The sequence below is a fragment of the Actinoplanes utahensis genome, from assembly GCF_016862455.1.
GTDB classification, from domain to species: domain Bacteria; phylum Actinomycetota; class Actinomycetes; order Mycobacteriales; family Micromonosporaceae; genus Actinoplanes; species Actinoplanes utahensis.
The window spans coordinates 75535-96935 of record NZ_BOMZ01000002.1 but is presented as its reverse complement, the minus strand read 5'-3'; the positions used below and the strand labels follow the sequence as shown (position 1 = coordinate 96935).

The following is a 21401-nucleotide window of genomic DNA, read 5'->3' as shown; positions in this document are numbered from 1 at the left end:
GTACGGCACGACCGGCGAGCAGGTGCCCGCCGCCCCTCCTTGATAGCCCGGCTTTCGACCCGCTGCCTCCGCCGCCGTGATGACGCTGCGTATCGCGCCAGGTGGGGATTGTCCGGTTGGGAAGGGCGCCGCGAAGTTTTTCGTCACTCTCGGTATTCGTACGGTCACGCGGACGTGCTTTTGATCTGTGAACGGGAACACGGAGAAAGCCGGATGGTCGCCGTCATGCTCGTCGTCCGCTGTCAACCGATCGGGTGTTGACATCCATCCGGCCGGTGAGTCCCTCACGAACGGGCGCCTGCTGCCGAACAGACGAACAGGGGTATGGCGACGACGGCACGGGGGACAGCTGATGGGCTTCGGGGCGTCCCTGCTGCGGACGCTCGGCTTCGCCGTCGTCTACCTGGGCGCGACCTACGCCGGGCGGCTCACGGTGATGGACGAGACGAATCTGAGCCTCGTCTGGCCCGCCGCCGGCGTCTCCGCGGTGTGGGCGGCGGCGCAGTTCCGGTCCCCCTGGCGGGTTCTGGACGCGGCCGCGTTGTGCGCGGTGACGTTCGTGGTCAACATGGCGACCGGCGCCCCGGCGGTGCTGACGCTGTGGTTCGCCGCGGCCAACATCGCGCAGGCGTGGGTCTTCGCCTGGCTGTTCGCCCGCTGGTTGCCCCATCTGTGGGGCGGCGGCGGGGGACAGGCCCTGGCCAGGGTGCTGGAGCTGTGGCGGCTGGCGGCCATCGCGCTCGTCAGCACCGGGTGCGGGGCCGTGCTCGGGCCCACCGGGGTGTGGTTCGTCAACGGGGTCTACTCGTGGCCGGCGACCGCGGTGTGGATGACCCGCAACACGGTGAGCATCCTGCTGATCGGCGCGGCGGGTCTGCGGATCGGCGCGATGGCGCACGCCCGCCGGCAGGGAGCGCCGCGTCTCGGTGTGCGGGCCTGGTGGGCCGGGCTTCCGCTGATCCGGCGGCTGGATTACCTCGTCCTGACCGTGTTGTCGGCTGTCACCTACACCGCGGTCTTCGGCTTCGGTCAGCGGCTGCCGCTGGCCTTCACCGTCCTCGCCCTGACCGTCTGGGCCGGTTCCCGGCTGCACACCACCTTCGTGGGCCTGCACACTCTGGTGTTCGGAACGGTGACGATCCTGTTCACGTTGCGGGGCAGCGGGGTGTTCGCGCAGATCGGGTCCGATCCGGTACGGGCGCTGGTGGCTCAGGCGTTCGTCTGCATGATCACCGTGATCGGGCTGGCCCTGGCGCTGGGCCGGGACGAACGGGCCGCTCTGATCAGGCAGCTGCGCGGCGCCGAGCACGCCGCGGCCCGGCAGGCGAGGATGTTGAACACGATCGTCGACTCGATGGCCGAGGGGCTCATGGTGGTCGACGCGGAGGGCCGGTTCCTGCTGCGCAACCCGGCGGTGCGCCGGCTCGTCGGCGGGACGGTCAGCGGCTCCGACCGGATGGGCCGGCCGGACCAGTACGGCCTGTTCCACCCCGACGGCCGTCCGCTGGCACCGGACGAGATGCCCTACCGGCGGGCGCTGGCCGGCACGGACGTCCGGGACGTGGACATCCTCGTCCGCAATCCCGGCCTGACGGAGGGCCGCATGCTCAGTGTCAGCTCCACGGCTCTGCCCGGCGACGGTGACGGTGACGGTGACGGCTACGCCGTGACGGTGTTCCACGACGTCACCGCCGAACGCCGGCACCGCAACGAGCTGGCCTCCTTCGCCGGTGTCGTCGCCCACGACCTGCAGAATCCGCTCGCCACCGTCGAAGGCTGGACCGAGGCCCTCGCCGAGATGATCGAGGAGGCCGCCGACCGGGCCGCCGCGGCGGAACTGGCGGACCCGGTACGGCGGATCAGCCGGGCCGCCGCTCGCATGCGCAACATGATCAACGACCTGCTGGAGTACACCACCGCCCGCAACGCCACCATGTCACCGGCGCCCGTCGCACTCGGCGACCTGGTCAACGACATCGCGATCGCCCGTATCGACCAGGCGCAGAGCAACGGCACCCCGGTCCCCACCTTCGGCATCGGTGAGCTGCACCCGGTTCATGCCGACCCGGTGCTGGTGCGTCAGCTGTTCGAGAACCTGATCGGCAACGCCGTCAAGTACACCGGGCCGGGCGTCGTGCCGCACATCGCCGTCAGCACCGAACGGTCCGGGGCGATGACCACGGTGACGATCGACGACAACGGCATCGGCATCCCCGAGGGCCAGCACGAGGCGATCTTCGACGACTTCCACCGCGCCCACCGGGGGACCGGCTACACCGGCACGGGACTGGGCCTGGGCATCTGCAAACGCATCGTCGAACGCCACGGCGGGTCGATCCGGGCGTCGGCCAACCCGGCCGGGCGGGGCACCCGGATCACCGTCACCCTGCCGGCCGACGCGATCACGGCCGCCACGCTCGCACCGGTGGAGGCCGCCGACCCGCCCCCGGCTGCCGTGCCGGTACCCGCCGCGGACACGACCGCGGACACCACCGCGGCCGCCGAACCGCCTGCCATGGCTCCGGTGGCGGCCTTCGAGCAGGCGGCCCACCTGGTGCTCGACTATCTGCACGAACGGATGCCGCTGACGTTCTGGGCCGTCACCCGGGTCGAGAACGGCCGGCAGACCTACCTCTATCTGGACGCCGGCAACGGGTACGGCCTGTCACAGGGCGGAAGCCATCCCTGGGAGGACAGCTTCTGCGTCCACATGGCCGCGGGCCGGGCCCCGGCGGTCGCCCGCGACGCCCAGGCGGTGCCGGCGTACGCGAACGCCGGAGTCAACGAACTCATCGACATCGGCACCTACGCCGGAGCCGCCATCACCGAACCCGACGGCTCCCTGTTCGGCACCATCTGCGGCCTCGACCCGCAGACCCACAGCGGCGCCCCGCGGATGGCCGACGCCGAGACCCTGCTGGCTCGGCTCGGCCGGCTGCTCACCACCGTGCTGGCCGCCGAACGCGCCCACGACCGTTTCATCGGCCCCCGCCTGCGCGCGCAGATCGGCGCGGAGACCGACACGCTGACCGGGCTGCCGAACCGGCGGGCGTGGCAGCACATCCTCGAACAGGCCCGGGAACGCTACGAACGCCTCGCCGACCCGACCGTGATCGCGATCCTCGACCTCGACCTCGACCTCGACCTCGATCCGCTCGCCGTCGCAGGCGACACCCGTCTCGCGGCCGCCGCCACCGCTCTGCGGCGAGCCCTGCGCGACACCGACACCGTGGCCCGTCTCGGCGGTGACGAGTTCGGCCTGCTGCTGCGCGACTGCACCGAGGACGACGCTCCGGCCGTCATCGAGCGGATCGACGCCGAACTCCGGGCGGCCGGGATGAGGGGAGCGATCGGCTGGGCCGCCGTCACCATGGCCGACGGTTTCGCGGCCGCCGTCGAACAGGCCGACGCGGCCATGTACTCGATCACGCTGGAACGCCGCCGGCAGCACCGGCGGCCCGGCGCCGACCGGGAGCTCCGAGACGGGCAGCGGGCGCGGTGAGACACCTGCAATTCCTTGCGAACTATGTCGAATTCTTGCGCGACGTGACCGTGCCCACATCGGCCCTTTGTGTCGTTTGCGAACCGCGCTGACCTCCGTCGAACCGCTTGCGCCCGTGACTTTGCGACAAATTATGAACACTGATAGTAATGATGGCGGTTGCCTGATCATGCAAGAACTTGCAGTCTCGCTGTGGCGTCGCCGTCCCGGCGGCGCCTTCCCCGCGATCTGTGAGAAGGACAACCGATGCATCGCGACACTGGCATCACCCCGAAGCGGCGCGCCATCGCCGGCATCGCCCGCATCCTGGCCGTCAGCGCGGCCGCCCTGGTCGCCCTGGCGGCGCCGGCCGAAGCCGCGACCATCACGGCGCCGACCGCAGCCGCGGCCGCCACGCCCACGACCACGCTGCGCTTCGCCGCCGACGGAACCGACCGGCTCGACGGCATCCTGGAGGCCAACCGGTCCGTCCTGGTCCACTACGACCCGGCGCGCCTCCCGGCGTGCCGCAACCAGTACGCCGGCGGCGACGCCTGGAGCATCGGCGTCTACTACCGCATCGACGGCGGCCCGATCCGCACCGAGCCGGTCACCCGGCTCGACGAGACGCGGCACAACGTCGCGGTGCCGGTCCGCGTCGACCTGCCGCTCGGCGGGCGCGACCTGGAGATGTGGTTCCACGCCGGCGACCGGACCGGCTGCAGCGAGTACGACTCCCGTTCCGGCGCCAACTACCACTACACGATCGAGCAGCCGGCGGTCGCCACGTTCGGCGCCGACTGGTCCGAATCGGTCACCGGCCCGATCCGCGCCGGCCACGGCCTGGTCGTCGCGTACGACCCCGCCCGCCTCCCGCAGTGCCGGGAGACCTACAACGGCGCACCGGCCTGGCACATCGACGTCCTCCACCGCCTCGACGGCGGCCCGGTCCAGTCCCGCACCCTGACCGGCAGCGACGGCCGGGCCGTCCCGGTGACCCTCGACGTCACGCCCGGCAGCGGACGGGTGGAGATGTGGTTCCGGGTCACCGGCCAGCGCAGCGGATGCACCGCCTACGACTCCGACTTCGGCGCCAACTACGCGTACGCCGTCGCCTGACGCCACCGGGAGAAGATCACCATGCGCCTCGCCGTACGCCTCCTGATCGCCCTGCTCTTCGGCGCCTGCGCCGTCCTCACCGCCGCGCCCGGCTCGGCGTCCCCGCCGCCGCCGCGCGACCTGGGCGCACCCGACCTGGGCGGATACTGCCGGTCGCAGGGTCATGCCGGCGCCGCCCTGACCGGTGACACCGCCTACGGGTGGCACTGCCGCACCACCGGCGGCCGCGACACCGGCATCGCTCTCGACGCCGCCTGCCGCTGGACCCACGGCATCGACCAGGCCGTCGACCGGATCGGCGACTTCCATCGCCCGGACAGCATCGGCTGCTGGCGGGTGCGCTCGGACATCGTCGCGCCGGACTTCGACAGGTACTGCCGCAGCACCGGCGCGGACGGCGCGGCACTCACCGGCGGCACCGTCTACGACTGGCACTGCGTCACCGGCGGCCGGCCGTCGGACATCGACGTCCTGGCGGCCTGCCGGGAGACCACGTTCGGCTACGCCACCGTCGACCGGTTCGCCGACTTCCACGACGCGCGCTCCTGGCAGTGCCGGGTGTGACACCCGGCGACGGCTCCGGTACGGCGGGACCTCCCCGTACCGGAGCCGGTCGCGTCTTCGTCCGCTGTCGCGTGAAGCGATTAGGTGATGGCCCCCGCGGCGGGCGAAGATGGCCGTGCGGTACGGCGCGCGGCGGGAGGTGGCGAGGTGGTCGACTGGCTGCCCGATGCCCAGGTGCTCGCCATGCTGGACGCGGAGCCGACGGGCTGGGCACTGGCCCGGGCGGTGCGTGACGGCGCCGTGGTCGCCGATTTCGAGCTGCTCTACCTCAACGACGCCGGTTGCGAGCTGGTCGGCCGGACGCGCGGCGACCTGCTCGGCCGGCGGTACCGGGAGCTGTGGCCGGAGACGGTGCACGACGGGACACTGCCGTTCTACCGCGCGGTGGTGGAGACCGGCGTCCCGGCCGTGCGCACGGTGTACTACGAGCAGCCGAGCGTCTGCGGGCATTTCGAGTTCCGGGTGGGCCCGTACCGGGACGGGATCATGGTCCGGTTCGTCGATCTGCGCCGGGTGACCGTCTCCCCGCAGTCGGCCGGTGGCGAGCGCCTGTACGACATCCTCGACACCGCGTTCGACGGATTCACCGTGCTCGCGCCGGTCCGCGATCCCGGCGGGGAGATCACCGACTTCGTCTGCGAGTACGTCAACCGGCGCGGCGCCAAGCTGGCCGGCCGGGACGTGGTGGACGTGATCGGTCGCCCGCTCAGCGAGATCTCCCCCGAGAGCCGGGCGAACGGCCTGTTCGACAGGTACCGGGCGGTCGCCGTCACCGGACGGCCGTGGCGCCAGGACCTGCCCCATCCCGAGATCGGGCAGGTGTGGGAGATCAAGGTCGGGCGCACCGCCGGCGGTCATGTGGCGGTGTCGTTCCGCGAGATCACCGACCAGGTCGACCGGCAGCGGCAGTTGGCCCGCAGCGTCGCCCGCGCCCGTAGCCTGGAGAGCGTCACCGCGGCGCTGGTGGCGGCGAGCACCACCGCGCAGGTGTACGCCGCCCTCGGAGCGGTGCTACGCCCGTCGGCCGGCGGACAGGGCCTGGCCCTGCTGCTGCGCCAGGACCAGTCGCTGCACCTGGCCTATCATGCCGGATACGAGCCGGAGGTCGTCGCGTGGCTGCACGAGCTGCCGATGGATCACCCCTATCCGGCGGTGGCCGCCGCCCGCACCGGGCACGCGGCGTACCTGAGCTCCCTGGCGCAGTTCCGGGCGGCGCAGCCGGACCACCCCTCGGCCGTCCCGCCCGGGCAACGCCAGGCCTGGGCCTTCCTGCCCCTGACCGCCGGTGGGGAGGTGCTGGGTGTGCTCGTCGTGGGCTACCGGGAGCCCCGCGACTTCGACGACGACACCCGATCGATGCTGGCCGCGCTGGCCGGGCTGGGGGCGCAGGCCCTGCAACGGGCGATGCTGTTCGAGACCAGCCGGTCGATCGCCTCCGAGTTGCAGCACGCCCTGCTGCCGGCGACCCTGCCGCAGACGGCCGGCCTCCGGTACGCCGCCCGGTACCTGCCGTGGACGCGCGGCGCCGAGGTCGGCGGCGACTGGTACGACATCATCGCCATCCGGGACGGTGTCGTCGGCGTCGTGATCGGTGACGTCGCCGGCCACAACACGACGGCCGCGGCGGCGATGGGACAGATCCGCGACGCCCTGCGCGCGTACGCCGTCGCCGGTCACCGGCCCGCCGAGGTCATGCGGAACACGAACCACCTGATCCGCGCTCTGCGCCTGGACACCTGGGCGACCTGCTGCTACCTGCAACTGGAGGTGGCCGGCGGCGTCGTGACGGGGGTGCTCGCCGGGCATCCGCCGCCGATCCTGCGCGACGCGGGCACCGTGCGCCTGCTGTCCCTGCCGACGCAGGCCCCCCTGGGCGTGTCGGACCGGGTCGACTACCGCGAGACCCGTCTCGTCCTCGGGCCCGCGGCGACGATGGTGCTCTACACCGACGGGCTCGTGGAGGACCGCGCGCACCCGCTCGACCGCGGTATGGCGGAGCTGTCCGCCGCCGTCCGCACCGCACCGGCCGGCGACCCGGCGGCCATCCTCGATCACATCCTGGCCGGCGACGTCGGGCCCCGCCCCCGCCGTGACGACATCGCGCTGCTGTGCCTCACCCGGACGGCGGATGGTCCGCGGCGCGACGCGGCAGTCTGACGGTGCTGCCGTAGAAGTTGCGGATCTCCGCCACGACCCGCTCGAAGTCGTCGAGGTCGAGAGGCTTGGTGACGTACGCGTTGGCGTGCGACCGGTAACTGGAGAGGATGTCCGCCGGTGTCGACGACGTCGTGAAGACCACCACCGGGATCGCCTTGAGACCCGGGTCGGCCTTGATCGCGGACAGGACCTGACGGCCGTCGACGCGCGGCATGTTGAGATCCAGCAGGATCAGGTCCGGCCGGGGCACGCCGGCGTACGGCTCGGCCCGCCGCAGGAACAGGATCGCCTCCGCGCCGTCGGCGACATGGTGCAACACGGTGGGCGCCATGTGCTCGGTGAACGCGTTCTCCATCAGCGCCAGGTCGGCGAGGTCGTCCTCGACGATCAGGACCTGCAACGGCACGTCGTCATCAGTCATCGCGTCAATGATCCATCACGTTCGGGTGGCCGGTGGGGATAGGGCGCGAGACGCACCCAGACCTGCTTACCGTCCTCGTGCGCCCGCACCCCCCAGATCTGGGCGAACGCGTCGACGAAGGTCAGGCCACGCCCGCCGGCGGTGTGCTCGTCGCTGTGCCGGCGGTGCGGGACGGCCGTCGACCCGTCGGCGACGGAGAGCATGACCGTGCTGTCCTCGGCGTGCACGCGCAGGGCCCGGCAGCCGCCGCCGTGCCGGATGGCGTTGGTGACCAGCTCGCTGGCGATGAGCGTCGCGTCGTACATCCAGTCCTCGTCGGTGAGACCCCAGCCGAGCAGCACCGCGCGCAGGGCACCGCGCGCCGCCGAGGCCGCGCCGTTCCCGGCCGGCAGCTCGATCTCGGCGCTCAGTTCGCTCACCATGACGACTTCCCCGTGTCCCCGTGACGGTGATCCCACATACCCCGACACGACAGGACCAACCCGGCCAACGGGCACCGTCCGCGACCACGGGCGCGGTACGACAGTGAGCATCATGGCGGATCAGGGAGAAGGACGGCAAACGCGAGGCCGTCCGGCGACGGGGTACGCGGCTCACCCGTGCCACCGCCGAGCGGGTCGCGGCCCACTCGGTGCCGTCCCTTCAGCACATCCTCGCCGCGCATGCCGCGCTCGTGGCGGCCGACGAGGCCGCCGTCGGCAGCTTCCGGAGCGGGACGGCCGGCCTGACCGGTCCCGGCGAGCGCTATCAGGACCAGATCGCCCTCGCCGGCCAGAGCCTCACCCCGCTCGCCGTGGACAGCATCGCGGGTGACGGCGTCACCCTGAGCATCCAGCTCGTGCGGGGGCAGCTGGCCGCGTACTCCGCGCTGATCGAGCAGGCCGACGCGCAGTACCGCAAGGATCCCGCATCGGTGCCGGCCACCGCCGACCGGTGGTACGCCTCGCGCCTGCTGCACATGCCCGACGGCGGCATCCTCACCCGACTCGACGACCTGTTCACCGTCGAACAGCGGGCCCTCGAGGAGCAGGTCACCGGCGGCCGGACGGCACCGGGCTGGGCGGCCACCTGGATCCCGCCGGTGGTCGTTCTGCTCGGGCTGCTGGTCGTCACACAGGTGTTCCTGAGCCGGCGTTTCCGCCGTACTTTCAATCTGCCGTTGATCGGGGCGACGGCAGCCGTGCTGGCCCTGACCGCCGGGATGTCGTTCGAGCTCGCCGCCCGCCGCGAGCTGGCCGCCACCCGCACGGCGGGCGACACGGCCCGCCGGGCCGGGGCATGGTCGGCCGTTCGGCGGCCCGGCGGGTTCGGGCCGGCGTCGCGGGGGAGCGGTGCGGATGGCGGGCTCCCTCAGCGCCACCAGCAAGGTGACGGCGGGCGGCGTGGAGGCCGAGGGCGGCGTCGCCTGCGACAGCGCGCCGAAGGCCAACACCCTCGCCTACGTCGCCAAGAGCCGCTACTGCGGCCGGCGCTCGCACCGGACCGTTCCCGGCGGGGCCGGCGGGGGCGTGGCTGCGCCGTCGAGCAGAGCGGTCGGGGTGTCGGTCAGCGAGCTGCCGGTCTCGGCGGCGCGGAGGCGGAGTCGCCGGTACCTTTCAGCGGCATCGCGGCCGTTACGGGCCATGAGGACGCCGACCGCTTGCTGGATGGTGGCGCGCACGGACAGGGCTCGTGCCAGCCCGGTGAGAAGCTGCCGAGCGCCGTCGTCGATGTCCGGCCGGGTGCCGGCCGGTGGTGCCTGCGTGGTGTAGACGGTGCGGACGCCGGCGATCAGCGGGGCCATCGCAGCGGTATCGCGGCCGTAGAGGTTGAGGACGGCGATCGGTGTGCCGCTGCCGCCCGCGACATGTTATTTCGCTCCATCACTGTCCAGGGCACCGCGGCCAGGATCGTCGTCAAGCTCGTCGAAGCGCAGCCGCCGGGCGACCACGTCGGCGGCCACCGCCTCCAACTCGCGTTCCGCGGCGAACGCGTGGGCGCGCAGCCGAGCGAACGCCTCCTCGGGTCCCGCCTCGAGCTGCACGCTGACCATGCCGGTGGCCTGGTGCACCACCGCCCGCTGCGCCAGGTGACCTCCGGCCCTGGTGTCGAGGTCACCGCTGCTGTCGCCGGGCAGAGCCTCGGCCAGCAGCAGGTCGGTGACCGCGTCGGCGAAGTCCAGCGCGTCCGCCAGATCCTGATCGGCCAGGGCGCCCGGGCTGTCGCGATACAGATCGAGGACGCCGACGCCCAGCGTGCCGGCACGCAACGGCAGCGCGAACACCGCCGCCGCCCCCGCCTGCAGCGCCGCCCCGGCGAACGCCGGCCACCGCTCCCGCCACACCGCAGCCTCAAGATCCTCGGCCAGAACCGGGCCACCCATGCCGAAGGCATCCCGGCACGGGCCCTCACCCAGCAGCACCTGCAACCGCTCCACCCGCTCGCTGACGGCGTCACTGGCATAACGCACCTGCCGCGCCGTGCCGGTCATCACCGCCACACCCACACCCCGCACATCGGGGAAATGCGTCACGCACGCCCGGCACAACTCGCCCACATCCGGACCGTGCGCGGCCACCAGCCGAGCCACCCGAGGCCGCCGGCCATCGCTATCCACCAGGACCACGGCCAGCCCCACCCTTGCGCACACACCGCTCGGCCACCATGACGGCAACCTCCGACTCCGCCCCGGGGTGACCGCGAATTCGGACCCGGCATCACGAGAGCCGGCGTCCCACCGAAACGGCACCATCCGTACCTACGGCAGATCTGCCCCAACCGTACGCCCGGTCGCCGCCGTCCGCCCCGGCCCGCCGATGCCGGTATCCGCAACACCCCGAAAGAGTGATCCGGACCGAGACCCGGTAGTGGTTGCAGCAGGAGGGATGGCTGCCAGTCAGTGACGGTCCCTATCGGGCCTCGACTCTCCGCCCGAGGGGACGGCCGCTTCTGACCGCGCTCCTGTTTGCGTTAACAACGACTGGATGGCTCCACTGCGTGGATTGCAGCGCTGCAAGAATGTAAAGAACTGGAAAGACTTACGTGCGCGGGCGGCCTTGACGCGATGTGTTGTTATCGCAAACATTGATTCACACCTGTTTCGTACGGATGACCGCCCGGTGCTTCCCCACCTCATCGCCCCGGTGGTCTCCTGTCCGCGACCAGGTGTTCCGTGGCGGTATTCCCCAGCTGTCACGGTCCCCCGACCGAAGGACCGTCATGTCTTCGTCCGCTCCCCCCGTGCAGCGAGCACGCTCGCTGCGACGCGTCGCCCTGGCAGCGCTCACCATCGGTCTCGCCGCCGCCGGCGTCGCGGTGGCCACCCGTTCCGCCGCGGCGGCCGTCGTCGACCCTGCCGCCTCCTATGTGCTGGTCAACCGCAACAGCGGCAAGGCCCTCGACGTCTACGACCTGGCCACCGGCGACGGTGCTCCGATCAACCAGTACGCCCGTAACGACGGTGCCTGGCAGCAGTGGAGGTTCCTGGACTCCGGTGGCGGCTGGTACCGGGTGCAGTCGGTGCACAGCGGCAAGGTGCTCGACCTGCCCACCACGGCCGACGGTGTTCAGTTGGTGCAGAACACCGACCGTGGCGATGCCCGGCAGCAGTTCCGGTTGGCCGATTCGGCCGGCGGCCACGTTCGGCTGATCAACCGCAACAGTGGCAAGGCCCTCGAGGTCTGGGAGTGGTCCACCGCCGACGGGGCCAGGGTGTCGCAGTACCAGGACCTCGACGGCGCCAACCAGCAGTGGCAACTGGCCCGGCTGGGCGCCGGAAACCCCGCTCCCACCGGCACCCCGACCACGCCGCCGTCGTCGTACCCCGGGCCGGGCGCCGTCTCGGGTGCGACGGGAACGCACGACCCGACGATCGTCAGGACGCCCGCGGGCTCGTACATCGTCGCGCAGACCGGCGACGACATTCGGCTGACCACGTCCACCGATCGCACGACGTTCCGGGAGGCGGGAGCGGCGTTCCCCAACGGGGCGCCGTGGACCACCACCTACACCGGTGGCAGCCGTAACCTGTGGGCGCCGGACATCTCGTACCGCAACGGCCAGTACTACCTGTACTACTCCGCCTCGACCTTCGGCTCCAACCGCTCGGCGATCTTCCTGGCGACCAGCCCGACGGGCGCCTCCGGAACCTGGACGAACCGGGGCCTGGTCATCGAGTCCACCACGTCGAACAACTACAACGCGATCGACCCGAACCTGATCGTGGACGACGCCGGCCGGTGGTGGCTGAACTTCGGCTCGTTCTGGTCCGGCATGCAGCAGATCGCCCTGAACCCCTCGACGGGCCTGCGGGCCGACTCGTCGATCCGGCTGATCGCCGGCCGTAACGGCGGGGCGATCGAAGCGCCGCACATGGTCAAGCACGGCTCCTTCTACTACCTGTGGGTGTCGTTCGACCGCTGCTGCCAGGGCGCGGCGAGCACGTACCGCATCATGGTCGGCCGTTCGGCGAGCCCGAACGGGCCGTTCGTGGACCGCAACGGCACCGCGATGAACTCCGGCGGCGGCACCCAGGTGCTGGCCGGGCACGGCAGCGTCCACGGTCCCGGCCACCAGGCCGTCCTCCAGGACACCGACGGCGACGTGCTGGTCTACCACTACTACGCCGACAACGGCGCCTCGCGGCTCGGGCTCAACCGCCTCGGGTACGACGCCGCCGGCTGGCCGTTCGTCTACTGAGAGGAGCCTTGGCGATGAAGAAGCGATTCCTGACGGCGGCCGCCACCATGGTGCTCGCGGTCACCGGCACGGTTGCCGTCACGACCTCCGCCGAGGCTGCCACGGTCCAGGTCGGCACCCCGTACGTGCTGGTCAACCGCAACAGCGGCAAGGCCCTCGACGTCTACGACCTGGCCACCGGCGACGGTGCTCCGATCAACCAGTACGCCCGTAACGACGGTGCCTGGCAGCAGTGGAGGTTCCTGGACTCCGGTGGCGGCTGGTACCGGGTGCAGTCGGTGCACAGCGGCAAGGTGCTCGACCTGCCCACCACGGCCGACGGTGTTCAGTTGGTGCAGAACACCGACCGTGGCGATGCCCGGCAGCAGTTCCGGTTGGCCGATTCGGCCGGCGGCCACGTTCGGCTGATCAACCGCAACAGTGGCAAGGCCCTCGAGGTCTGGGAGTGGTCCACCGCCGACGGGGCCAGGGTGTCGCAGTACCAGGACCTCGACGGCGCCAACCAGCAGTGGCAGCTCGTCGCGCTGACCGGTGCGGCGCGGACGTTCACCAACCCGATCAAACGCAACGGCCCGGATCCGTGGCTGCAGCACCACAACGGCTACTACCACCTGGCCACCACGACGTGGAACTCCACCATCACCATGCGCCGGGCCACCACGCTGGCGGGGCTGGCCACCGCCGCCGACCAGGTGATCTTCAACCTGGCGGGCCGGCCGAACGGCTGCTGCAACATGTGGGCGCCGGAGTTCCACCTGCTCGACGGCCCCAACGGCAAGCGCTGGTACTTCTACTACACCGCCGGGCAGAACGTGTCCGACTACAACCCCACCCAGCGGTTGCACGTCCTCGAATCGGCCGGCACCGACCCGATGGGCCCGTACACCTTCAAGGCCGACCTCGGCAGCGACTGGTCCCTCGACGCCAGCGTGCTCAAGGTCGGCAGCAGCCTGTACCTGATGGCGACCTACGGCGGTGACGGCGCGGGACAGTCGAACTTCATTCAGCGGCTGTCCAACCCGTGGACCCTGTCCGGCTCCCGGTCCCGGCTCAGTTCGCCCACGCTGTCCTGGGAGCGGCAGACCGGCGCGGTCAACGAGGGCCCCGAACCGCTGTACCACGACGGCAAGGTGATGGTCGTCTACTCGGCGTCCGCGTGCTGGGGCCCGGACTACAAGCTGGGCCTGCTCACGCTGACCGGAACCGACCCGCTCAACCCTGCCCACTGGACCAAGAAGTCCACGCCGGTGTTCCAGCGCAACGACGCCAACGGGGTCTTCGCGCCCGGCCACAACGGCTTCTTCAAGAGCCCGGACGGCACCGAGGACTGGATCGTCTACCACGCCAACGACTCCGCGGGCGGCGGCTGCGACATGAACCGCTCCACCCGGGCCCAGAAGTTCACCTGGAACGCCGACGGCACCCCGAACTTCGGCACCCCGGTCCGTCTCGGCGCCACCCTCACCGCGCCGGCCGGGGAATGAGGAGCGGAACCGTGAACCTCTCTCGGCGTACCCTCCTCGCCTCCGGCGCCGCCGCGGCCGGTGCGACCCTGCTCGGCCCGGCCGGACCGGCGCACGCCGCCACCTACAGCGGCTACGTCATGGGCTACTTCACCGAGTCGCCGTCGAAGCTGGCCGACGACTACGGCCTGCACCTGGCCGTCAGCTCCAACGGCCTGGACTGGACGCCGCTCAACCAGAACAACCCGGTCGTCACCCCGACCGCCGGCACCCGTGGCCTGCGCGACCCGTTCATCATGCGCAAGCAGGACGGCGCCTTCGTCGTGCTGGCCACCGACCTCACCGGCACCGACTTCACCCAGCCGAACCAGTACATCCACTGCTGGGACTCGGCCGACCTGCGCAGCTTCACCGGCTACCGCCGGCTGCGCATGCACACCATGAACACGCACACCTGGGCGCCCGAGGCGTTCTGGGACGCCGCCCGCGGGCAGTACGGCATCATCTACTCCGCCAACAGCGGCGGCCGGGACGCCTTCCACGTCAACTACACCGGCGACTTCCGTACGGTCGGCTCGGCGCAGTTGTTCTTCGACCCGGGCTTCGACGTCCTCGATGCCACCATGCACATCCACGACGGCGTCAACTATCTGTACTACAAGAGCTTCGCCGACGGCCGGCTCTACGGCGCCCGCTCCAGCACGCTGAACCCTCGCGGTTTCGACCGGGGCACCTACACCAGTGGTGTGGTGAACGGCGGCATCGAGGCGCCGATCGTCGTCAAGGCCAACGACCGCAACGAGTGGTATCTGTACGGCGACTCGTTCTCCCCGAACAACGGCGAACTGTACGTGTGGCGGTCCGGCGACATCGGTGCCAACAGCTGGAGCCCGCTGACCAAGGCGCAGTACCACCAGCCGCTGAACGCCAAACACCCGACCATCTGCCCCATCACCGCCACCGAGCACGCGAACCTGCTGTCCCGGTGGGGAGCGCCCGCCTGGAACCGGATCACGTCCTACAACTACCCCGACCACCTGATCCGGCACGCGAACTACGCCGCCCGCATCGACGCGTACCCGTTCGACCCGTACGCCGACTCTCAATGGCGGCTCGTCCCTGGGCTGGCCGACTCCAGCGGCGTGTCCTTCCAACCGGTCGACGTCGCCAACCACTACCTGCGGCACTCCGGCTACCACCTGGTACTCGTAGCCAACGACGGCACGAGCACCTTCGCCGGCGACGCGACGTTCCACCGCACCGCCGGCCTCGCCGACAGCGGATGGACCTCGTTCCGGTCGCACAACCTGCCGACCCACTACATCCGCCATTCCGGCTACGTGCTGCGGATCGATCCCCTCAGCGGCACCTCCGCCGCAGCGGACCGGCAGGACGCCACCTTCCGCATCGGCTACTGAGCGCGCCCCCGCCTGCCTTCGGCTCACCGCCCGGGCAGGCGGGGCATCCTCAGCCCACGGACCACCTCGCCGGCGCGTCGTCCCCGAGCGCCAGAAGGGTCACCCGGCCATGGCACATCCCCGCACAGCACTGTCCATCGCGGCGACCAGCGCCGCTGTCCTCACCGCCCCCGCCGCTCCACCGTCGAGCCCGCAACCGTCCACCTCGCCGCTGAGCGGTGCCGGGCGGCAGATGGAACGGCTCGACCGAGGGCTCATCAGTGTGCGTTCCGGCAACGGCAACACGGCGATGCCGGACACGTCGGGGACCTCGACCCGGCCCGCCCGGGCTGGAGGTCTTCAAGGTGAGCGAGGACGCCGCCAAACCGTCGTCCTGGTTCGCCGACGCGCGTACCGGCCAGGTCTGGCCGACCACCGACAACACGGCCCTGCGCATCTACTCCACGCCCCCACCGACCGACCGGCGGATCACCACCCTGCTCCAGGACGCCCGGTACCGGCTGGCGCTGGCCTGGCAGAACACCGCGTACAACCAGCCACCGCACCCCGGCTTCTTCATCGGCGCCGACATGCGAACGCCCCCACGCCCCGCCATTCACCAGCCCTGACCGCCGCGGCGGTTCTCCTCCGGCCCCTTCGTCTGCCTCCTGCCCGCCGAGGATGTCGCCGCATCGTCCCGCCTGCCAGGGATCGACGGTCCCTGGCAGGGCCGCGCTCCACATGCGATCGTTCGACCTCCGCGGGCGGAAGCCGCCCCGCAGCGAAGGTCGACGGGAGAGACGCATGCGACGGCACGGTGAGGGGGGACCCGGCGGCCGGCGTGCGGTCCCGGGCGCGGTGGCCGATCCGGGTTCGCGCCGGTGAGCGTACTTCTCGGTGTGGTGTTCGGTGTGGTGGTGGCCGTGCTGGCCGGTACGGTCGTCGTCATCGTCGGGCAGGCCCGCGGCGTGCAACGTGTCGTTCCCGTCGCGATGCGACCGCCGCCCCGGGCGGAGGGCCTGATCGGTGCGCGGTTCCCGGGCCCGCCGCTGACCATGACGATCCTCGGGGACTCCTTCGCCGCCGGGTACGGGGCCGGCCGCCGCCGGGAGACGCCGGGTGTCCTGTTGGGCACCGCCGTCGCCCGTCGCACCGGCCGGCCGGTACGGCTACGTCAGCCGGCCTTCGTCGGCGCCATGTCGTCGGATCTGCCGCACCAGGTGCGCGCCGCGCTCGCCCATGAGCCGGATCTCGCGGTCATCTTCGTCGGTGGCAACGACGTCACCCGGTTCGCGCCGCTCCGGGCGGCGGCCCGGCAGCTCGGTGACGCGGTCGGGCGACTCCGGGCCGCCGGCTGCCACGTCGTCGTCGGCACCTGTCCGGACCTGCGGGTCCTGCCACCGCTGCGGCCGCCGCTGCGCTGGCTGGCGTCCGTGCGCAGCCGCCGGCTGGCCGCCGCGCAGACGGCGGAGGTGGAGGCCGCCGGTGGGCATCCGATCGCGCTGGCCGCCCTGCTCAACCCCTTCTTCGAGGCCGATCCGGCTCGCATGTTCGGCGCCGACCGCTTTCACCCCTCGCCCGACGGGTACGCCCGGATGGCCGCCGTCTGTCTGCCGCCGATCCTGGCCGCGCTGCGGGCCGAGGGCGTCATCCCACCAGGTTGCCCGACCGGCCGGAGGTGACCAGGCCGCGCAGGTCCTTGCCGTCGCGGGCGGTGAAGACGAGCATCCGCTGCAGGCGGTCGTGGGTGAAGACGACCTCGCAGTCGAAGTCGACCCGGCCCGCTGTCGGGTGCAGCAGCGAGGTGGTCTCCTGGCGGCAGAGCCGTACCTGGTGGTCGTCCCACAGCCGGCGGAACTCGGCGCTCCCGGCCAGCATCGTCGCGATCATCTGCTCGGCTTCGGCGGGATCGGGTTCCAGGTCGGCCGCCGCCCGGACGGCGGCGGCGTAGGTCGCGCTCTGGGCGTCGTAGATGTCCGCGGGATAGATGTCGCGTTCCTCCGGGGTCATGAACCACCGGAAGTAGCCGCTGCGGGCCAGGCCCGTGTACTGCGTCTGGTCGCCGAACAGTTCGAGGGCGAGGGGGTTCTGCAGCAGGGTGTGCGCCAGGTTCGACATGATCATCGCGGGATTCCCGTCGAGCGCGTGCAGCACCCGGCGCAGCCCCGGATCGACCCGGTCGAGGTCGGTGGTCTGCTGCGGCGGGTTGTGGCCGATCAGGTGGAACAGGTGGTCCCGCTCGTCGGTGGTCAGGTCCAGCGCCCGGGAGAGCGCCGACGTCACCTCGGGTGACGGCCGCGGGCCGCGCCGTTGCTCGAGCCGCGTGTAGTAGTCGATCGAGATGTAGGCGCGCTCGGCGACCTCTTCACGCCGTAGACCGCGGGTCCGGCGGGCCGTGCGGTGAACGGGGGTGAGGGCCGCCCGCCGCTGTCGCAGGAAGTCTGCCAACTCTTCGCGATTCACCTCGTGATCTTACGACGTGGCCCGCTGACCTCCTGTTGTGCCTGCCGTGACAGGGACTGCCGGTCCCTGGTAGGGCCCTGGCGCCCATGTCACCGTTCGGTGTCCCGCGAATGAGGAGAGGTCGAGTTGGTGCTCAGAGTGAACGTGCCGTCCGCCATGGTGCACGGTGATGTGGAGGAGGGCTACGGCCCGGTCGCCGATGCGTTCCGGCGCAACTTCGAGCAGGGGCGAGAGATCGGCGCGGCCTGCGCGGTCTATCGCGACGGCCGGAAGGTGGTCGATCTGTGGGGCGGCTACCGCGACGGCGTGACCTTCGAGCCGTGGGAGCACGACACGATGGTGCCGGTCTTCTCGACGAGCAAGGGTGTGTCGTCGATGGCGGTCGCGGTCCTGCACGCCCGGGGCCTGCTCGACTACGACGAGCGGGTGGCCGCCTACTGGCCCGAGTTCGCGGCCGCCGGCAAGGCCGACGTCACGGTTCGTCAGCTGCTCTCGCACCAGGCCGGTCTGCCGGTGATCGATCGCCCGCTCGAACTGGCCGACCTGTCCGGCTCGGCGACCCTGGCCGCGGCGCTGGCGGAGCAGCGGCCGGCCTGGACGCCGGGGGAGCGGCACGGCTATCACGGCCAGACGCTGGGCTGGTACGAGAGCGAGCTGGTCAGCCGGGTCGATCCGCAGGGCCGCCACCTGGGCAGGTTCTTCGCCGAGGAGGTGGCCGCGCCACTGGACCTCGGCTTCCACATCGGCCTGCCGGAGAACGCCGACCGCCGCCGCATCGCCCGGATCCACGGCTTCCGCACCTGGGAGATGATGCTGCACATCACCGCGATGCCGCCGGCCTTCGCGTGGGCGTTCGCGAACCCGCGGAGCCTGACCGCCCGGGCGTTCCAGAACCCGCGGGTGCTCGGCGTCCCCGACAACATCAACCGGCCGGACGTGCAGGCCGCCGAGATCCCCGCGGTCAACGGCATCGGCGACGTACGGTCGATCGCGCGGCTCTACGGCGACGCCGCGGCCGGTGGCACCGGGCTCGGGCTCACCGCGTCGACGCTCGACGCGCTGAAGAGCCCGGCGGCGACACCGTCCCGGGGCCCCGCCGATCAAGTGTTGCGGCTGCTCACCCAGTACTCGCTGGGATACATGAAACCGTTCCCGGCGTTCCGTTTCGGGTCCGCCGCCGGCACGGCGTTCGGCACGATGGGCCTGGGTGGCTCCTTCGGGTTCGCCGACCCGGACACCGGGATCGGATTCGCGTACGCGATGAACCGGCTCGGCTTCCACCTGTGGGACGACCCGCGCGAGGTGGCGCTGCGCGAGGCGCTGTTCACCGGTGTGCTCGGCGAGATGCCGCAGCGACCCGACGCCGCGCGGGCCCGGGCACGCGCCGGGTCGGGCCGCCGGTGACGGGTCATCGGTCCCGGCGCCGGTAGTGGTCGACCACCAATCCGGCGGCGCAGCCCAGCGTGATCAGCCCGAAGACGACGCTGACGGCCGTCGCCCCGATCGTCGAGGCGGCGGCGTTGGCGGTGAGACCGACGATCAGCAGGAGCCACAGTGCCGGGCGTAGACGCCCGGCACGCATCGGGCCGGGCGAGGTGTCGGGTGTGTCGGTGATGCGGTAGCGGTTCGGCATGGTTCCACGCTAGGTAGCCGGGCGCCCGGACACGATCCCGCCACCGCGACGATCCGTGGTACAGCCTGCTGCACTGCCCTACCGGCAACGTCCTACTCTTCTGCACGGGAGGTGACATGCGGCGGCGGGTGCGTATCGCGGTCGACGCGCTGGAACATCTCGTCGGCGGCCTCGGCACCTCGATCCTGGCAATGGCGGGACTGTTCTGGCTGCTCGCCGTCGTGGTGTCGAGCCTGGTCGGGGTGGGGCTGCCGCTCATCGGCGGCTCGTTGCGAGCGGTGCGCTCGATCGCCGACCGGGAGCGGGGCCGCCTCTCCCGGTGGGGTCCCGCCATCGTCGGCCCGCCTCCGGTGCCGGACCGGCCGTCGGCCGCGCTGCGTGACCCGGCGGTCCGCCGGGAACTGGCCTGGGTGCCGGTGCACGCCACGTTCGGCTTCGCGGTGGGCATCTTCGGGCTGTCGCTGCCGCTCTCCGCGCTCCAGGATCTGACGTACCCGCTCTGGTACCACCTGGCGCCCCCGGGCGAGGGCGCGCCCGGCATTCCGTTCTGGAACGTCGACAGCCTGGCCGAGGCGTTCGGTGTGGCGCTGGCCGGGCTGGGGTGGCTGGCCGTGCTCCTGCTCGCCGGCGGCGCTCTGGCGCGGTCGCAGGCCTGGCCGGGCCGCCGTCTGCTGGGACCGGTACCCGGCGCCGACCTGAGCCTGCGCGTCGCCGAGCTGACCGCGACCCGGGCCGCGGCGCTCGACGCGCACGCCGCCGAGCTGCGCCGCATCGAGCGCTCGTTGCACGACGGCACACAGAACCGGCTGGTCGCGGTCACCGTGCTGCTCGGTGCGGCCCGCCGGGCGTACACCCGGGATCCGGCGACCGGCGCGGAACTGCTGGACCGGGCGCAGCAGGCCGCCGAGGAGGCGCTCGGCGAACTCCGTACCGTGGTCCGCGGCATCCTTCCCCCGGTGCTCGACGACCGGGGCCTGGCCGGCGCGCTCGACGGTCTGGTGGCCGGCTGCGCGCTGCCCTGTGACCTCGCCGTCGAGCTGCCGGTCCGGTGTGCGGTGTCGGTCGAGGCCACCGCCTACTTCGTGGTCGCCGAGGCGCTGACCAACGCGGTCCGGCACAGCGGAGCCACGGCGGCGACCGTCTCGGTGCGTGTCGACGGCGACCGGCTGCTGATCGGCGTCGGCGACGACGGCCGGGGCGGGGCCGACGAGAGCGCGGGGTCCGGCCTGGCCGGGATCCGGCGCCGGGTCGAGGCGCACGACGGGCGGTTCACCCTGACCAGCCCACCCGGTGGGCCGACGACGATGGACGTGGAGTTGCCATGCGGATCGTGATCGCCGAGGACGACGCCCTGCTGCGGGAGGGCCTCGCCCTGCTGTTGCGGGCCGAGGGCCTGGACGTGGTGGCCACCGCGGGAACGCCCGCGGAGTTCCTCGCCGCGGTGGACGCGCACGAACCGGACGTCGCGATCGTCGACGTGCGGATGCCGCCCACCCACACCGACGAGGGCATCGTGGCCGCCCGCGCGGCCCGCGGCCGCCGTCCCGGGCTGGCGGTGCTGGTCCTCTCCGCCTACGTGGAGCAGACCTTCGCCACCGAACTGCTGGCCGGCGGCGCCGAGCGGCTCGGCTATCTGCTCAAGGAACGGGTCGGCCGGGTCGAGGAGTTCCTCACCGCGTTGCACCGGGTGGCCGGTGGCGGCACCGCCATCGATCCGGAGGTGGTGGGACAGTTGCTGGCCCGCGGTCGTTCCGACGCCGGGCTGGGCCGGCTCACCCCGCGGGAACGCGAGGTGCTGTCCCTCATGGCCGAAGGGCTCGGCAACACCGCCATCGCGGAGCGCCTGTTCGTGACCGACGGCGCGGTGCACAAGAACATCCGCGCCATCTTCGCCAAGCTGGGCCTCGCCCCCACCGACCGGGCCGACCGCCGGGTCACCGCGGTGCTGCGCTACCTCGACACGACCGCGCGACGGTAGCGCCTGCTGTACTCCTGATCGGGCGGCCAGCGGGATGGGAGCCGGCCG

The 21401-nt window shown here is 71.8% G+C and carries 18 protein-coding genes and 1 pseudogene; 13 read left to right on the top strand and 6 right to left on the bottom strand.

What is annotated here, in order from left to right; genetic code table 11:
* Positions 1–352: 352 nt before the first annotated feature.
* The 4 genes from Aut01nite_RS00910 (at position 353) to Aut01nite_RS00895 (ending at position 7321) form a co-directional block, all read left to right on the top strand.
* The gene (locus Aut01nite_RS00910) at positions 353–3502 is read left to right on the top strand and encodes an ATP-binding protein (RefSeq protein ID WP_063958799.1); all 3150 of its coding nucleotides are present in this window, start codon (positions 353–355) and stop codon (positions 3500–3502) included.
* A 246-nt stretch (positions 3503–3748) separates the two neighbouring features.
* The gene (locus Aut01nite_RS00905; RefSeq protein ID WP_043527107.1) at positions 3749–4600 is read left to right on the top strand and encodes a DUF6209 family protein; all 852 of its coding nucleotides are present in this window, start codon (positions 3749–3751) and stop codon (positions 4598–4600) included.
* Between the two features lie 21 nt (positions 4601–4621).
* The gene (locus tag Aut01nite_RS00900; protein WP_043527106.1) at positions 4622–5164 is read left to right on the top strand and encodes a hypothetical protein; all 543 of its coding nucleotides are present in this window, start codon (positions 4622–4624) and stop codon (positions 5162–5164) included.
* 147 nt (positions 5165–5311) lie between these two features.
* The gene (locus Aut01nite_RS00895; protein ID WP_161790668.1) at positions 5312–7321 is read left to right on the top strand and encodes a SpoIIE family protein phosphatase; all 2010 of its coding nucleotides are present in this window, start codon (positions 5312–5314) and stop codon (positions 7319–7321) included.
* Here the strand turns inward: Aut01nite_RS00895 and Aut01nite_RS00890 are convergent.
* Positions 7278–7742, bottom strand: a complete 465-nt coding sequence (locus Aut01nite_RS00890; protein ID WP_043527104.1) for a response regulator — start codon at positions 7740–7742, stop codon at positions 7278–7280. The genes Aut01nite_RS00895 and Aut01nite_RS00890 overlap by 44 nt on opposite strands.
* Positions 7739–8164 (bottom strand): ATP-binding protein, encoded by a 426-nt coding sequence (locus tag Aut01nite_RS00885; RefSeq protein WP_236642806.1) that lies wholly within the window; start codon positions 8162–8164, stop codon positions 7739–7741. Before Aut01nite_RS00885 ends, Aut01nite_RS00890 begins: the two co-directional genes overlap by 4 nt.
* A 209-nt stretch (positions 8165–8373) precedes the next feature.
* Here Aut01nite_RS00885 and Aut01nite_RS45115 point away from each other — a divergent pair.
* Positions 8374–8712, top strand: a pseudogene (locus tag Aut01nite_RS45115) (GlnX family signal transduction membrane protein); the annotation flags it as partial.
* Positions 8713–9198: 486 nt separating this feature from the next.
* On the opposite strand, the gene Aut01nite_RS00875 reads toward Aut01nite_RS45115, so the two are convergent.
* Together Aut01nite_RS00875 and Aut01nite_RS00870 are read right to left on the bottom strand one after the other, a co-directional pair.
* Positions 9199–9525 carry an ANTAR domain-containing protein gene (locus Aut01nite_RS00875; RefSeq protein WP_043527101.1) on the bottom strand — a complete coding sequence of 109 codons (327 nt, stop codon included), beginning with the start codon at positions 9523–9525 and terminating at the stop codon, positions 9199–9201.
* Between the two features lie 66 nt (positions 9526–9591).
* The gene (locus tag Aut01nite_RS00870; protein ID WP_201775546.1) at positions 9592–10278 is read right to left on the bottom strand and encodes a GAF and ANTAR domain-containing protein; all 687 of its coding nucleotides are present in this window, start codon (positions 10276–10278) and stop codon (positions 9592–9594) included.
* Positions 10279–10961: 683 nt separating this feature from the next.
* On the opposite strand from Aut01nite_RS00870, the gene Aut01nite_RS00865 reads away from it, so the two are divergent.
* From Aut01nite_RS00865 to Aut01nite_RS00845, 5 genes are all read left to right on the top strand, one after another.
* Positions 10962–12419, top strand: a complete 1458-nt coding sequence (locus Aut01nite_RS00865) for a family 43 glycosylhydrolase (RefSeq protein ID WP_373871426.1) — start codon at positions 10962–10964, stop codon at positions 12417–12419.
* A 14-nt stretch (positions 12420–12433) separates the two neighbouring features.
* A complete protein-coding gene (locus Aut01nite_RS00860) occupies positions 12434–13903 on the top strand; it encodes a family 43 glycosylhydrolase (RefSeq protein ID WP_043527098.1) in 1470 nt (489 codons plus the stop codon).
* 11 nt (positions 13904–13914) lie between these two features.
* Entirely contained in the window at positions 13915–15300 is a 1386-nt protein-coding gene (locus Aut01nite_RS00855; RefSeq protein ID WP_236642805.1) for a glycoside hydrolase family 43 protein, read from the top strand.
* 344 nt (positions 15301–15644) lie between these two features.
* On the top strand, positions 15645–15908 hold the full coding sequence (locus Aut01nite_RS00850) for a rhamnogalacturonan lyase family protein (RefSeq protein ID WP_043527095.1): 264 nt from the start codon (positions 15645–15647) through the stop codon (positions 15906–15908).
* Positions 15909–16160: 252 nt separating this feature from the next.
* Positions 16161–16961: an SGNH/GDSL hydrolase family protein gene (locus tag Aut01nite_RS00845; protein ID WP_236642803.1), complete on the top strand. Its 801-nt coding sequence runs from the start codon at positions 16161–16163 to the stop codon at positions 16959–16961.
* On the opposite strand, the gene Aut01nite_RS00840 is transcribed toward Aut01nite_RS00845, so the two are convergent.
* On the bottom strand, positions 16927–17742 hold the full coding sequence (locus Aut01nite_RS00840; RefSeq protein WP_043527093.1) for a helix-turn-helix transcriptional regulator: 816 nt from the start codon (positions 17740–17742) through the stop codon (positions 16927–16929). The genes Aut01nite_RS00845 and Aut01nite_RS00840 overlap by 35 nt on opposite strands.
* Positions 17743–17871: 129 nt before the next feature.
* Between Aut01nite_RS00840 and Aut01nite_RS00835 the strand changes: the two genes are divergently transcribed.
* A complete protein-coding gene (locus Aut01nite_RS00835) occupies positions 17872–19146 on the top strand; it encodes a serine hydrolase domain-containing protein (protein ID WP_201775545.1) in 1275 nt (424 codons plus the stop codon).
* A gap of 4 nt (positions 19147–19150) precedes the next feature.
* Here the strand turns inward: Aut01nite_RS00835 and Aut01nite_RS00830 are convergent, their stop codons facing one another.
* Positions 19151–19375: a hypothetical protein gene (locus Aut01nite_RS00830; protein ID WP_043527092.1), complete on the bottom strand. Its 225-nt coding sequence runs from the start codon at positions 19373–19375 to the stop codon at positions 19151–19153.
* 116 nt (positions 19376–19491) lie between these two features.
* Between Aut01nite_RS00830 and Aut01nite_RS00825 the strand changes: the two genes are divergently transcribed.
* Entirely contained in the window at positions 19492–20709 is a 1218-nt protein-coding gene (locus Aut01nite_RS00825; protein ID WP_043527090.1) for a sensor histidine kinase, read from the top strand.
* Positions 20697–21353: a response regulator transcription factor gene (locus Aut01nite_RS00820; protein WP_043527089.1), complete on the top strand. Its 657-nt coding sequence runs from the start codon at positions 20697–20699 to the stop codon at positions 21351–21353. Before Aut01nite_RS00825 ends, Aut01nite_RS00820 begins: the two co-directional genes overlap by 13 nt.
* Positions 21354–21401: the final 48 nt, after the last annotated feature.